At 65.5% G+C, this 13293-nt stretch carries 11 protein-coding genes; 4 read left to right on the top strand and 7 right to left on the bottom strand.

Features of this window, described 5'->3' with window-relative positions:
- Positions 1–80: 80 nt before the first annotated feature.
- The 5 genes from ligA to ABDW49_RS09195 form a co-directional block, all read right to left on the bottom strand.
- Positions 81–2252 (bottom strand): NAD-dependent DNA ligase LigA, encoded by a 2172-nt coding sequence (gene ligA, locus ABDW49_RS09215; RefSeq protein ID WP_343611377.1) that lies wholly within the window; start codon positions 2250–2252, stop codon positions 81–83.
- A 10-nt stretch (positions 2253–2262) separates the two neighbouring features.
- Positions 2263–2940 (bottom strand): GNAT family N-acetyltransferase, encoded by a 678-nt coding sequence (locus ABDW49_RS09210; protein ID WP_343611375.1) that lies wholly within the window; start codon positions 2938–2940, stop codon positions 2263–2265.
- Between the two features lie 268 nt (positions 2941–3208).
- Complete coding sequence (gene recN / locus ABDW49_RS09205; RefSeq protein ID WP_343611373.1) at positions 3209–4894, bottom strand: DNA repair protein RecN; 1686 nt, start codon at positions 4892–4894, stop codon at positions 3209–3211.
- Between the two features lie 71 nt (positions 4895–4965).
- A complete protein-coding gene (locus ABDW49_RS09200; RefSeq protein ID WP_343611371.1) occupies positions 4966–5196 on the bottom strand; it encodes a hypothetical protein in 231 nt (76 codons plus the stop codon).
- Between the two features lie 136 nt (positions 5197–5332).
- Positions 5333–5809 carry an Rrf2 family transcriptional regulator gene (locus ABDW49_RS09195; protein WP_343611369.1) on the bottom strand — a complete coding sequence of 159 codons (477 nt, stop codon included), beginning with the start codon at positions 5807–5809 and terminating at the stop codon, positions 5333–5335.
- Between the two features lie 232 nt (positions 5810–6041).
- Between ABDW49_RS09195 and ABDW49_RS09190 the strand changes: the two genes are divergently transcribed.
- Positions 6042–6503: a hypothetical protein gene (locus ABDW49_RS09190; RefSeq protein WP_343611367.1), complete on the top strand. Its 462-nt coding sequence runs from the start codon at positions 6042–6044 to the stop codon at positions 6501–6503.
- Positions 6504–6582: 79 nt separating this feature from the next.
- Here ABDW49_RS09190 and ABDW49_RS09185 read toward each other — a convergent pair whose 3' ends face one another.
- Positions 6583–7362, bottom strand: a complete 780-nt coding sequence (locus ABDW49_RS09185) for an outer membrane protein assembly factor BamD (RefSeq protein ID WP_343614215.1) — start codon at positions 7360–7362, stop codon at positions 6583–6585.
- A gap of 293 nt (positions 7363–7655) precedes the next feature.
- Here ABDW49_RS09185 and ABDW49_RS09180 point away from each other — a divergent pair, with 293 nt between their 5' ends.
- Positions 7656–9392: a diguanylate cyclase gene (locus ABDW49_RS09180; protein ID WP_343611365.1), complete on the top strand. Its 1737-nt coding sequence runs from the start codon at positions 7656–7658 to the stop codon at positions 9390–9392.
- A gap of 103 nt (positions 9393–9495) precedes the next feature.
- Here the strand turns inward: ABDW49_RS09180 and dapA are convergent, their stop codons facing one another.
- Positions 9496–10377 carry a 4-hydroxy-tetrahydrodipicolinate synthase gene (gene dapA / locus ABDW49_RS09175; protein ID WP_343611363.1) on the bottom strand — a complete coding sequence of 294 codons (882 nt, stop codon included), beginning with the start codon at positions 10375–10377 and terminating at the stop codon, positions 9496–9498.
- A gap of 110 nt (positions 10378–10487) precedes the next feature.
- On the opposite strand from dapA, the gene ABDW49_RS09170 reads away from it, so the two are divergent.
- The gene (locus tag ABDW49_RS09170) at positions 10488–12749 is read left to right on the top strand and encodes a lytic transglycosylase domain-containing protein (RefSeq protein ID WP_343611361.1); all 2262 of its coding nucleotides are present in this window, start codon (positions 10488–10490) and stop codon (positions 12747–12749) included.
- 2 nt (positions 12750–12751) lie between these two features.
- Positions 12752–13291 carry a molybdenum cofactor guanylyltransferase gene (locus ABDW49_RS09165; RefSeq protein WP_343611359.1) on the top strand — a complete coding sequence of 180 codons (540 nt, stop codon included), beginning with the start codon at positions 12752–12754 and terminating at the stop codon, positions 13289–13291.
- Positions 13292–13293 lie beyond the last annotated feature (2 nt).

Raw genomic sequence — 13293 nt, 5'->3', positions numbered from 1 at the left:
GAGAGCGTCGCGGCGATATGGCTAATCCAATCGCGGCAGCGGCCCAAGAGGGAATTGCCGTATAGCGTTACAAGCGCAATTTATCCCGCGCGCGCAACGATCTGGGCCCATTCGGCCTCGTCGATGACGGGAATGTCGAGCGCGGCGGCCTGCTTCAGTTTCGAGCCCGCACCGGGGCCTGCCACCACCAGATCGGTCTTGGCGCTGACCGAGCCTGCCGAGCGCGCGCCCAGCCTCTCGGCCTGCGCCTTGGCCTCGTCGCGGCTCATGGTTTCGAGCTTGCCGGTGAAGACGACGGTCTTGCCCGCGACCTCGCTGGCCTTGGTTTCCACGATGTAGTCGGGCGGGCTGACCTGATCCATCAGGTCTTCCCACACATCGACATTGTGCATCTCGTGGAAGAAGTCGATCAGGCCGACCGTCACTTCCGGGCCGACGCCGGGGACGCCGATCTGTGCGGCCATTTCATTGGCCAGCTTGCGGGCGAAACGGATCTGGTCGGGGGTCTTGATATCCTCGCCATCATCGGAGGTCAGTTCGGCATGATAGCTGGCCTCTTTCTCGTCGCGGTGGCGCGAGAGCACCTCGATCTTGCGGCGCAGCGCATCGAGCGTGACGAAACGCTTGAGCAGATCGCGCGCCGTCACCACGCCGACATGGCGGATACCAAGGCCGAACAACAACCGGGCGGCGTCGGGCTGACGCTTGGCCTCGATGGCTTTCAACAGGTTGTCCACAGACTTATCCTGCCAGCCCGGACGACCGACGATCTCGTCGCGGCGGGTTTTCAGGCGGAAAATGTCCGCGGGGCTCTCCAGCCAGCCAAGGCCGAAGAACTCGTCGATGGTCTTTTCGCCAAGCCCTTCAATGTCTAACGCGCCACGGCTCACAAAATGCTTGAGCCTTTCGGTGCGCTGGGCCGGACAGATCAAGCCGCCGGTGCAGCGGACATCGACCTCGCCCTCTTCCGCAACCGCTTCGCTGCCGCATTCGGGGCAGTGGTCGGGGAAGTGGAAGGGCTCGCGGTCCTCGTCGCGGGTGACGTTCTCCACCACCTGCGGGATCACATCGCCCGCGCGCTGCAGCACCACCCGGTCGCCCACGCGCACGCCGAGGCGCCCAATCTCGTCGCGATTGTGCAGCGTGACATTGGTGACGGTCACCCCGCCCACCAGCACCGGCGCCAGACGGCCCACCGGGGTCAACTTGCCGGTGCGACCGACCTGAATGTCGATGGCCTCCAGCGTGGTTTCGGCGCGCTCGGCGGGGAATTTGCGGGCGATCGCCCAGCGCGGCGCCTTGGCAACGAAGCCCAGACGAGCCTGCCATTCCAGCGAGTCGACCTTGTAGACCACACCGTCGATTTCATAGGGGAGCCCGGCGCGGCGCTTGGCCAGATCGTTGTAATAGCCGACCGCGCCATCCAGATCGCGCGGATGCCATTCCTCCAGGGCGGTGTCGAAGCCCCAGCCCGCGATGGCCTCCATCACGCCGCCCTGCGTGGTGGCGGGCAGCGCGGAATGCGCCCCCCAGCCATGGGCGTAAAACCGCAAGGGGCGGCTGGCCGTCACCTTGGCATCCTTCTGGCGCAGCGAGCCGGCGGCGGCATTGCGCGGATTGGCGAAGACCTTGTCGCCCTTCTCCTCCTGCGCGACGTTCAGAGCGGCAAAGGCGGCCTTTTCCATATAGACCTCGCCGCGCACCTCGAAGAGGTCCGGGACGTTATCGCCCTGCAACTGCTGGGGAATATCCGCGATATGGGCCACATTGGGCGTCACATCCTCACCCACCTGACCGTCGCCGCGCGTGGCGGCGCGCACCAGCACGCCCTTCTCATACCGCAGCGAGCAGGACAGGCCGTCGATCTTGGGCTCCGCCGTCATCGGCACCGGAGCATCCTCAGGCAGCGCCAGAAAGCGGCGGACGCGCGCCACGAACTCGGCCAGTTCCTCGTCGGAAAAGGCATTGTCCAGGCTCATCATCCGCACATCATGCGTGACCTTGGACAAAGGTGACGCCGCCACCTCGAACCCGACCTTATCCGTGGGCGAGTCGGCGCGCTTCAGATGCGGGAAGGCCTCCTCCAGCGCCTCATTGCGCCGGATCAGAGCATCATACTCGGCATCCTCGATCTCGGGCGCATCGTCGAGATGGTATTTCTGCCGGGCCCGGTTGATCTGGCGGGCAAGCCGCATCAACTCATTGGCGGCATCGGCTTCGTTCAGGTTCAGATGGTCTTGCGGGTCACTCATAAGCTGCCCCTTAGCCGCGCCGCAGCGCCATCGCTACCAGCCTTGCACGCTGGCGGAAACCCAACTGTTCATAAAGCGCGATTGCCCCGGCATTATCAGCCCAACTGTGCAGAAAAGCCGCATCGCCGCGCGCCGCAAAGCCCGCCATCACCCGCCCGATCAACCTTGCGGCATAGCGCTTACCGCGAAACGCAGGATCGGTGCACACGCCGCTGACCTCCGCGAGTCCCTCTTGCGGCCGCATCCGCTCGCCTGCCATGGCGATGACGCTTGTCTTGTGGCGAATGCCGTAAAAGGTGCCGTAGAGATGGGTTTTCGCGCCCCAGGGCCCCGGCTGATTGGCCAGCGCCAGAGCAGTCATGTCGGGAACATCGCTTTCACCCAAAACCTCGATACCCTCGGGATCGAAGGCAGGCGGAGCGCCCTGTGCCACCATCTGTGTCAACGCGCCTTGTTTCACCACGCGAAGATTGGGCGGAGGGGTGAAGCCCTCGGGCTCGACGACCCAGATTTCATCCTCATCGGTGGTGAGAAGGTCGGCCAAGGCATGGTCCTCGCCGGGCGCGGCGGCGGCGAAGGGGCCGTAGCCGGGGTCGATCCTCAGGGCTGTTTTTGCCGAATTCCATTGCGCCAATGCGGATTGGGGGCCGTTGAGAGCGGACCAGGCGGGGCGATCCAAAGGGAGCATGAAGGGCCTTTAAGAAAATAGATGCGAGGGCCATCGCCCTCGCGCTCCCTTTAATGTCTTCGTCGCGCCCTGACTATGCGTCAGCCACGTATTCAGAGCGCCGCAGGCTTTAAAATCTCGGGTTCCGCCTTGGGGTTCAAGGATCGATTGCCTGCGGCGCATTGCCTTGCGCAAGTGGATAGTCCAGACACACCATCCGGGTGCCACTGCCGCTTCGTCGGGAGACGTCATTGGAGCGCGAGGGGGTAACCCCCTCGCATTTTCTCCCTTAAACCCCTTCCAGCAACCTATCAGCCTGAGCCCGAGCCTCCGGCGTAATCTCCGCGCCCGAGAGCATGCGGGCGATCTCGTGCCGCCGCCCGTCCTCGTTCAACTGCTGAACCCCGGTGCGCGTCACCGTCCCATCGCTGGATTTGGCGATAAAATAGTGCTGGCGCCCACGCGCCGCGACCTGAGGGCTATGGGTAACCGCCAGCAACTGGCCGCCGCCCTGCCCGCCAGCAAGGCGCGCCAGACGCTCGCCGATGGCCTGAGCCACCGCGCCGCCCACGCCGCGGTCGATCTCGTCGAAGATCACAGTGGCCGCTCCGCCTTCTTCGGCCAGCGCGACCTTCAACGCGAGGATAAAGCGCGAAAGTTCACCACCCGAGGCGATCTTGTTCAAGGGCGCGAAATCGGCTCCGGGGTTGGTGGCGATCATGAACTCCACCGCATCGACGCCGCCGGAGCCCCAGCGATCCTCGGGCAGGCGGACGACGGCAGTGCGGAAGCGCGCGGCGTCCAGCTTCAGTGGGGCCAGCTCGCCCTTCACCGCCACGTCCAGACGCGAGGCGGCCTCGACTCGCGCGACGCTCAGCGCTTCGGCGAGGGCGCGATATTCCAGACCGCCTTCATGGGCCGCTTTTTCCAGTGCGGCGAGACCTTCCTCGCCCGCCTCGATGGCGTCGAGTTCCTCACGCATGTCGCGCATCTTGCCGGGCAGATCATCGACCGCGCAAGCGTGTTTGCGGGCGGCGGCGCGCAGCTCGAACAGGCGGGTTTCGATGCGGTCGAGGGCCATGGGGTCGTGGGCCAGCGCCTCGACGGCGCGCTCGATGCGCTCCTCGGCCTCGCCCGCCTCGATCATGGCGCGGTCCAGCGATTCCAGCGCCTCGCCCAGCAGGGCATGCTCGCCGGCGATACGGTCGAGGCGCCGGGCGGCAGCGCGCAATTGCGCCAGAGCGCTGTCGGAACCGCTAAACAGATGCGACAATTCGCCCAGATCGCCTGACAGGCGCTCTCCCTTCTGCATATCGGCGCGGGCGGCGGCGAGTTCATCCTCCTCGCCCTCTTCGGGGGCCAGCGTCGCCAGTTCGGCGACATGGGCCAGCAGCAGGTCGCGGTCTTCCGAAGCCTTGGCCAATCGGGCGCGAGCGGTGGAAAGGGCCTCCTCGGCCTTGCGCCAGCGGCGCCATGCCATTTCGACCGCGCCCGCATCCACCCCGACACCATGCCCGACATAGCGATCGAGCAAAGCACGGTGGCCGCGCGGATTGACCAGCCCGCGATCATCGTGCTGACCATGGATTTCGACAAGGAAGGGAGCGATTTCGCGCAGCAGCGCCACACTGACCGGCTGATCGTTGATATAGGCGCGCGATCCGCCATCCTGCTTCAACTGGCGGCGCAGGATCAGCGGCTCGCCCGGTTCGATCTCCACCCCGGCCTCGCCCAGCGTGGCGGCGATGCCTGGCGCCAGATGCGCGCCGTCGAAGCTGGCGACGACGCTGGCCACGCTTTCCCCGGCACGAATCAGCCCGAGATCGGCGCGCGCGCCCAGCACCAGCCCCAGCGCATCGAGCAGGATCGACTTGCCCGCACCGGTCTCGCCGGTCAGCACGCCCAGGCCAGCATGAAAGTCGAGGTCAAGCGCCTCGATCAACACGATGTTGCGGATGGAGAGGGTCGTCAGCATGTTCGCGCGCTGTTCTAGCGCAGCATCCCCGGCCCGTCACCCCGATATTACGATTTTCGTAAATCCGCCGATCACATCAGCAGGCGATAGAGGCCCAGCCCGACAGCGGCCAGCAGGCCCACGGCAATCAGCACATATTCGATATGGATCGTGCGATCATCCCCGGCCACGGACAGCGCATCGCAGATTTCCTCGGCCGAAAGGCGGGTTTCGTCACGCACATCATTGGCAGGCGCACGGCGCACGGCGCGATCGTCATCAACCAGCGGCGCGGCAGCGGCAAAATGCGGCAAGGTAGCCATGGATCACAAACCCCAATGCGGGGCGCGACAACCGGCCCACTGGCGTTGTTTTTACGTCAGGGGCATTAACAGATGTTCATATGGGGATACTTAAAAATGTTCACGCGGACATCGTTAAGAAAACATCACCAGCACCCTAGCGAAGACCCTTATTGACCCGAGAAGGTCGTGGTAAATCAGGTGATTGCTCGAAGGGAGCCTCAACTTCGATGGGGTCGGCCAGCGTCAGCCTGTCGAGCATGGCGGCCATTTCGTCGCGAAGGGCTAACATTAATCCGCGCAGCCTGCACTCAACCTCGGGCAGGCAGTTGGTGCAGTGTTCATGAGCATAGCGGCTGGCGCAGGGAACCAGTGCCAGCGAGCCGCGCGTCAGCCGGATGATGTCGCCATAACGCAGGTCGCAAGGTGGAAGGGCCAGCTCATAGCCGCCCTCACGCCCGCGATGCGAGATCACCACGCCTTCGCGCACCATCTCCGAGAGGATGACGGTGAGGAATTTGCGCGGAATGTTCTGGGTCTGTGCGATATCGTCGAGCCGGATCGGCCCCTGGCGATAGCGATCGGCCAGATGCTGAAGGGCACGGATCGTATAACGGGTTTTTTGCGAGAGCATGGGATCGATCAGCCGGGGTTGCGGCCACCTTGGGCCGCGTGGGTCACTTGAGCGCGCATTGGCCCGAAATGTCAACCTCAGCGCTAGATTTTTACAGCCGGACGAAGATTGATCGAAGGAATCGATCAGGGTTGAGTCTTCCCATGGTAAACCCCGCAGCTTGGCATACCGCTACAATGATTGCCGTCATGGGGCGGACATGGCACAAGGACGGTAACCAAGGATGATCGTCATGCTCCCGCTTCTGATGGCCCTCGCCCTGATGGCCGATGGCCCCACCAAAGCTCCTGTCCACGACAATGGGGTCTGCACCGGCATCTCGTGGATCACGCTGGCGCCCGGAGAAAGCGCCACGGTCGACACCGGCGCCGATTTCGAGGTGATGCGTTTCTCTGGCCCGCTGGGGCCCGAGGACAATTGGTGGAGCGTCTACAATGGCGACCATCCGCAGGTCACCGGCAATGGGCCCGTGCTGCTGGAGCGCGATGGCGTCACCGTGCGCAGCGCGCTGACCAACGGCCTGTTCCGGGGCTATGTCGCGCAGAAGGGCGATGGGGCGCTGAACCATTTCTTCGGCTCGATCTTCACCGGCACGCCCACGGACAAGGCGATTTTCGACCGCATCGATTTCGGTCGCAAGCGCGATCTGCTCTGCGGCAAGGACAAGGGCGGCGAACATCCCGCCGACAAGTAGGCGTTAACACAGGCTACGGAAAAAGGCCCCGCAGTCACCCGCGAGGCCTTTTTCATGGGCATCCCCGATGAGGGGCCGATCAGGTGACCTTCAGGCCCGGATCGTACTTGTTCATCAGCTTGTAGGCCTTTTCATACCACTCGCTGCCCGGATAGTTGGCGCCCAGCACGGCGGCATACTTCTGTGCTTCCTCGGGCAGGCCGATCGACAGGTTGCTTTCCACCAGACGGAACAGCGCCTCCGAGGCGTGGCTGGTGTTGGCATAGTGGTCGACCACATTGCGGAAGCGGATATCGGCGGCCAGCCAGCGACCCGAACGCTCATAGAAACGGCCGATGTCCATTTCCTTGCCCGCGAGGTGGTCGTTGATCAGGTCGATCTTCAGCTTGGCATCGACCGCATAGCGCGTGTCGGGATAGCGGCGCACCACATCGTTCATGGCGCTGAGCGCCTGAAGCGTGATCTTCTGGTCGCGGGTCACATCCTGGATCTGCTCGTAATAGCTGAGCGCGATCAGGTAATAGGCATAGCCCGCATCCTTGTTGCCCGGATGGATCGACAGGAAGCGCTGAGCGGCCTGGATGCCCTTGGTGTAATCCTTGGCGCTGTAATAGGAGAAAGCGCTCATCAGCTGGGCGCGGCGGGCCCAGGGCGAATAGGGGTGCTGACGCTCCACCTCGTCGAACAGCGCGCCGGCGGTCTTGGCCTCGCCATCGTCGAGCTTCTTCTTGGCCGCCAGATAGAGCGAATCCACATCGCGCGCCACATAGGCAGTGTCCTTGGCCTTGCCGCCCTTACCGGCGCAACCGGCTGTCAGCGTAACCGCCATGGCACAACCCGCAAGAGCAAGCGCGCGCATCAGCGACAGGGAAGCAAAGGGCGAAACCGAGGGCGAAACCGAGGGCGAAACGCGAGGCGATGCATGATCCATGATCAGCGCCTATAACCAGCCCTTGGCGGATCGCCAAGCGAAAGGCGTGGTGCCGATCGGGTTGTGACATCTCTTTTTATCCAGCGCCACGCAGGCCTGCCTTCCTGAACGGGTCTAAGGGTTTATTATGGATTTCTCCCTAGCTGCACCACCTCATGATCGCCGCTCCACATCAGACCGATTCCCGATGGCGCGCGCGATGCCTTGCCATGGCTCGAATCATGGTGAAGCTGGCGTTCACCCTGCTGGCGATCCTGATGGTGGCGATGCCGGCCATGCGGGCCGAGGCGGCGCCTGTCTCGCCCGATGCCGATATCCCGCTTCAAGTCTGCACGGCCGCCATTGCCCCCGGCGATTCGCCCATGGCGCGGCTGGCCTCGCTCAAGGGCTTTGACTGCCAGACCCGCTCCTACCGGCTGGGTTCGGGCTCCTATTGGGTGCGCTTGGTGCCCGGTCCGCACATGCATGGCGGCATGCGCAACCTCTCCTTCATTCCCGGCTGGCAGCGCAATGCCACGCTCTATCTGCACCATGCCAACGCCGCAGTGGAGCAGATCGCCCTCGACAATCGCACCCTTTCCCGCCTGACGCATATTGGCGCGCAGGTCGTCGTCCCCCTGCCCGACCGCGCCTCGACACCCGATGCCATGCTGCTGCGGATCGAAGGAGCGGTGAACACCAACGGGCTGATCTCCTGCCCCACCCTGCGCACCCTGCCCGCCAGCCACCGCGATGAATTGCAGGAAACCGCGATCTATTGCGCCTTCGCGGGCCTGTGCCTGGCGCTGATGGCCTACAATCTGGCGCTGCTGATGCCGATCCGTCAGGGCTTCCAGCTCACCTACTGCCTGATGCTGGTGAGCATGCTGACCTATGCCTGGGCCCATTCGGGCGGCTGGTCGCTGTGGTTCCCAGACAGCGACATCAGCGGTCGCATCCGCCTCGGCTATGTCGCGCTGGGGATGACATCGGCCTTGGCGGTGCGCTTCTTTATCGACTTCTCGGAAAGCGGCACCCTGCCTGCCTGGCTGCAAAGGCTGGCCCTGGCACAGCGGCTGGCCCTGATGAGCTGTTCGGCGCTGATCGTGATGGCCCCGCTGAGCCTGCTGCCCGTGCTTGATCGGATCTATGTCTGGCTCTTCGTCGCGCTTCAGGCGCTGGCCCTGACCATGACCATCACCGCCCTGCGCCGGGGCAGCCGGGCGGCGCGCGTCCTGCTGCTGAGCTGGACCATCCCGCTGCTCAGTTGCGTGATGCGCATCGCCTACACGCTGCATCTGGTCAGCTACACGCTGCTCAGCGACCACGCCCCGCTGCTGGCGATGAGCGTCAACGCGCTGCTGTCCTCACTGGCCATCGCCCTGCGCGTCAAAATCCTCACCGAGGAACGCGACGAGGCCCGGCAGGAAGAACGCATCGCCCGCCGCCTCGCCGACATCGATCCGCTGACCGGGCTGCTCAACCGGCGCGGCCTGCTCGGGCGGGCGGCGCTGGGACAGGAACCCCAGCGGCTGCTGGTGATCGATGTGGACCACTTCAAGGTGATCAACGACGGCCACGGCCATGATTGCGGCGACGCGGTGCTGCGCGATCTGGCGCAGCTTCTCACACGCCGCTGCGGCGCGCGCGGTCAGGTAGCACGGCTTGGCGGCGAGGAATTTGCGGTGATCGGCCCGGCGCGGGATATCTCCTCCGGGCTGGCGCTGGCCATTCTGAACGATGTGCGCGGACACAGCTTTGCCCATGGGCTGAAGGTGACCGTCTCGATCGGTGTGGCCGAAGGGCTGATGGCTCAGGACCCGCAGGACACATCGGGCTGGAACGCGCTGTACCGCCGCGCCGATACCGCGCTCTATGAGGCCAAGACGGGCGGGCGTAACCGCGTGGTCGATGCCGGGCTGTTGGAGGCCGGGATCGGCGGGCTGGGCGATGAGCCTCAGCAGGTTTTGGTCAGTTAGAAAGAAGATGCGAGGGTGTTACACCCTCGCGCTCCCATAACGTCTCCCGACGCAACGGCAGGGGCGCCGAAATGTTGCGCCCTGCCTCTCCAACTGTGATGGGTCAGATCAGGCCGGCGTGTTCCAGCGCGGCATCCACCGCCTTCTTCGCTTCGGCGCTGGCTTCGACCAGCGGCAGGCGCAGCTCCTCGCGGAACCACGGATGCACGCGCGACAGCGCATACTTCACCGGGCCCGGCGAGGCATCCTCGAACATCGCATAATGCAGCGGATAGAGGATGTCGTTCAGACGGCGCGCCTCGGTCAGGTCGCCAGCAGCGCAGGCCGCCTGGAACTGAGCGCACAGAGCGGGCGCGACATTCGCCGTCACCGAGATGCAGCCCACGCCGCCCGCCGCGAAGAAGGGCAGCGCCAGTTCATCGTCGCCCGAAAGCTGGCAGAAATCCTTGCCGATCCCCATGCGGTGGTCGGTCACGCGCGACAGGTCGCCGCTGGCGTCCTTGATGGCCACGATCTTATCGGGATAGCGGCGCGCCAGCTCGCATACCGTTTCCGGCTTGATGTCCGTCACCGTGCGCGCGGGCACGTTGTAGAGCACGATCGGCAGGTCGTTATGCTCGGCCAGATAGGAAAAATGCGCGATCAGACCGGCCTGGCTCGGACGGTTGTAATAAGGCGCGACCAGAAGAGCGGCACTGGCCCCGCTCTTCTTGGAAAAATTCATGTGGAGAAGCGCATTCTGCGTGTCGTTCGAACCGCAGCCCGCAATCACCGGAACCCGGCCCGCCGCCTGCTCCACGCAGAGTTCGATGACCCGATGGTGTTCAGCATTGGAAAGGGTGGAATTTTCCCCCGTGGTGCCGCATGGAACGAGGGCCGACGAACCGTTCTCGATCTGCCAGTCCACAAGGCGGCGAAAAGCGGCCTCGTCAAACGCTCCGTCGCTGAAAGGCGTCACCAGAGCGGGAATCGAACCGGAGAACATGGACATTATTCCTGATTATGCCCCAGCCTGAAGGCGATTGCCGTTCCAGCATCCACCCGACCCGAGCCGTTGTTATCGCGTGCCCGCCTGATAGGGAGCCATTGCCCCATATGTCCACCCTTTCCTTAGGCCATCCCCCCGCATCCCCCTCGATCCCCCCGCACGCACGCGCGGCGCGGCTGCGGCGGCGCATTGCGGCGCTTTCGCTGGGCATTCTGGTCTGCATGGCGGCGCCCGCCCAGTGTCAGGACGGATCGGAATGGGACCGCGCCCGCGCGCAATTGCTCAGCTCCGCGCCGGGCAGCATCGGCACGGCGATCAGCCGCTGGCGCCAGTTGGTGGGCACCGACTCGGCGGGCTTCGATGCCTATGCCAGCTTCCTGCTGGCCTGGCCCGGCCTGCCCGATGAAACCCGCATGCGCATGAATGCGGAAAAATCGCTGGCGCTCTATCCGGTGGACGCCGGGCGTCTGGTGGCCTTCTTCGACCGCTTCCCCCCACTGACCAACCCGGCCCGCGCGCAATACGCCCTCGCGCTGGCGCAGGTCGGCAGGCCCGAGGCCGCGCAGGTCGCCCGCGCGGCATGGCGCGGCGGCACCATGGCCGACAGCGCCGAAAGCGCGATCCAGCAGCGCTGGGGCAGCAGCTTCACGCAGGAAGACCAGAACGCCCGCCTCGACGCCGTGCTGTGGGACGGCAACCGCACGCAGGCCGCGCGCGTGCTGCCCTATGCGAGTCCCGCGCTTCAGGCCGTGGCTCAGGCCCGCATCGCCATCCAGAGCGCCAATGGCGGCAGCGACGCGCCCAATGGCAGCATCCAGCCCTCCGACGATGCCGCCGCGATGGAGGCCGCCACCCGCGCCGCCAACCCCGGCCTGTTCACCACGCCGGTGCCCAGCGCCTCCTACGCGCCACCGCCTCCGCCGCCCGCTCCGGTGGTACCGCCGCCCAGCGCCGAGATGTTGTCCGATCCGGGCTATCTGGTCGACCGCGCCCGCATGCTCTTCCGCCAGAGCCGCAGCTATGAGGCGGCCGGCATGTATGCCCAGCGCCCGACGCCGACAAAGCCCGCGCTCGACGCCCGCCGCTGGGTGCAATCGAACCTGATGGCCGCCCGCGCCGCCGATCCGCGTACCGCGATCAATGTGGCGCTCAATGCCCAGAACGGCTTTGCGCCGGGCACCGATATCTCGCGCCAGCCTTTTGGCGTGCGTGACGATTACACCTCGCTGATGTGGCTGGGCGCCTCTCAGGCGATGTGGGCGCAGAACGATCCGATGTCGGCCTCGACCCTGTTCGTCCGCTATGCCGGGGCCGCGCGCACGCCCCAGACGCGGGCCAAGGGGTTCTATTGGGCCGGGCGCGCGCTGGAAAAGGCCGGGCAGTCGGCGCAGGCACGCAGCTATTTCCAGTCCGCCTCGGCCTTTGCCGATGAGTATCACGGCATGCTGGCGCTCGAACGCCTTGGTCTGCCCCTGCCGCCGCTGGCCGACCCGCGCCACCCCGTGCCCGACGCCCGCGCCCGCGCCGCCTTTGCCGCGCGTCCTATCGCTCAGGCCGCGCGTGAGCTGGCGCGCGACACGGACTGGACGACGGCCATCAAATTCTTCCGCGAACTGGCCGATCAGGCGAAGACCGAGCAGGATTTCGTGCTGCTGGAGGATTTCGCCCACAGCATCGGACGCCGCGATCTGGGCGTGATCGGCGGCCAGGCGGCGGAGAACCTCGACATTCCCGGCTTCCGCGCCATGGCCTTCCCGCTGATGCCGGTGCCCGCCGGGGCCAACTGGACCATCGACCATGCCATCACCCGGCAGGAAAGCCAGTTCAGCCAATATGCCATCAGCCGCACCGGCGCGCGCGGGTTGATGCAGTTGATGCCGGCCACCGCCGCCGATCAGGCGCGCAAGCTGGGCATCGCCTACAGCCCCTCGACGCTGAGCAGCGATCCGCAGGCCAATCTGCAACTGGGCGACGCCTATTTCGCGCGGGTGTTGGCGGGCTTCAACGGCTCCTATCCGCTGGCGATCGCAGCCTATAACGCGGGCGGCGGCAATGTCCGCAAATGGCTGGCGGCGCGCGGCGATCCGCGCGGCGGCTCGACCGACAACTGGGTCGACTGGATCGAGAAGATCCCCTTCAGCGAGACCCGCGGCTATGTTCAGCATGTGCTTGAAAACGCCGTGGTCTATGAGGCGATGAACCCGTCCCGCGCCAAGGTGAGCCGGGGCAGCACGCCGCTCAGCCACTTTATCAAGGTGCCAGCGCCCATGCCCGTCACGCCTCTACCCCCGGCGCCGGTGGACAGCGCGCCTGCCGATGGCTTCGTCTCGCAGCCGGTGGTGCAGCAGATCCCCCCCGGAGCCAACTGAGTATGCGCGTGCTGGGCGCCGTGTTGGCGGGCGGGCGCTCCTCGCGCTTTGGCAGTGACAAGGCGCTGGCGCTGCTGGAGGGGGTGAGCCTGCTCGACCATGCGCGGGCAGCCCTCTCCCCCTTTTGCGCCGAGGTGGTGGTCTGCGGTCACCCCCATCCCGGCGCCCGCGTGCTGGCCGACCGGCCCGCGCCCGATATGGGGCCTTTGGGCGGGCTGAACGCCGCACTGCATGAAGCGCTGGCGGGCGGCTTTGATGGGGTGCTGGTCACCGGCTGCGACATGCCCAGCTTTCCGCCCGCTCTGGCCCATGCGCTGATCGGCGATGGTGCGGCGGTGCTGGAGGGGCAGCCGCTCGCCGCATGGTGGCCAGCCAATCTGGCCGAGGCGCTCGATCGCCATCTGGCCGAAACGAGCAGGCATTCGATCCATGGCTGGATCGAGACGGTGAAGCCGCGCATCGTCACCATGCCCGATCTGGTGCTGCCCAATGTCAACCGGCCCGGCGATCTGGAACAGTTAACGCGGGCGACGCGCACCTGAGC

Origin of the sequence: Novosphingobium sp. (assembly GCF_039595395.1) — a bacterium.
Lineage (GTDB): Bacteria > Pseudomonadota > Alphaproteobacteria > Sphingomonadales > Sphingomonadaceae > Novosphingobium.
Note: the sequence above shows the minus strand (reverse complement) of the source record. Positions and strands in the feature narration are given on the sequence as shown.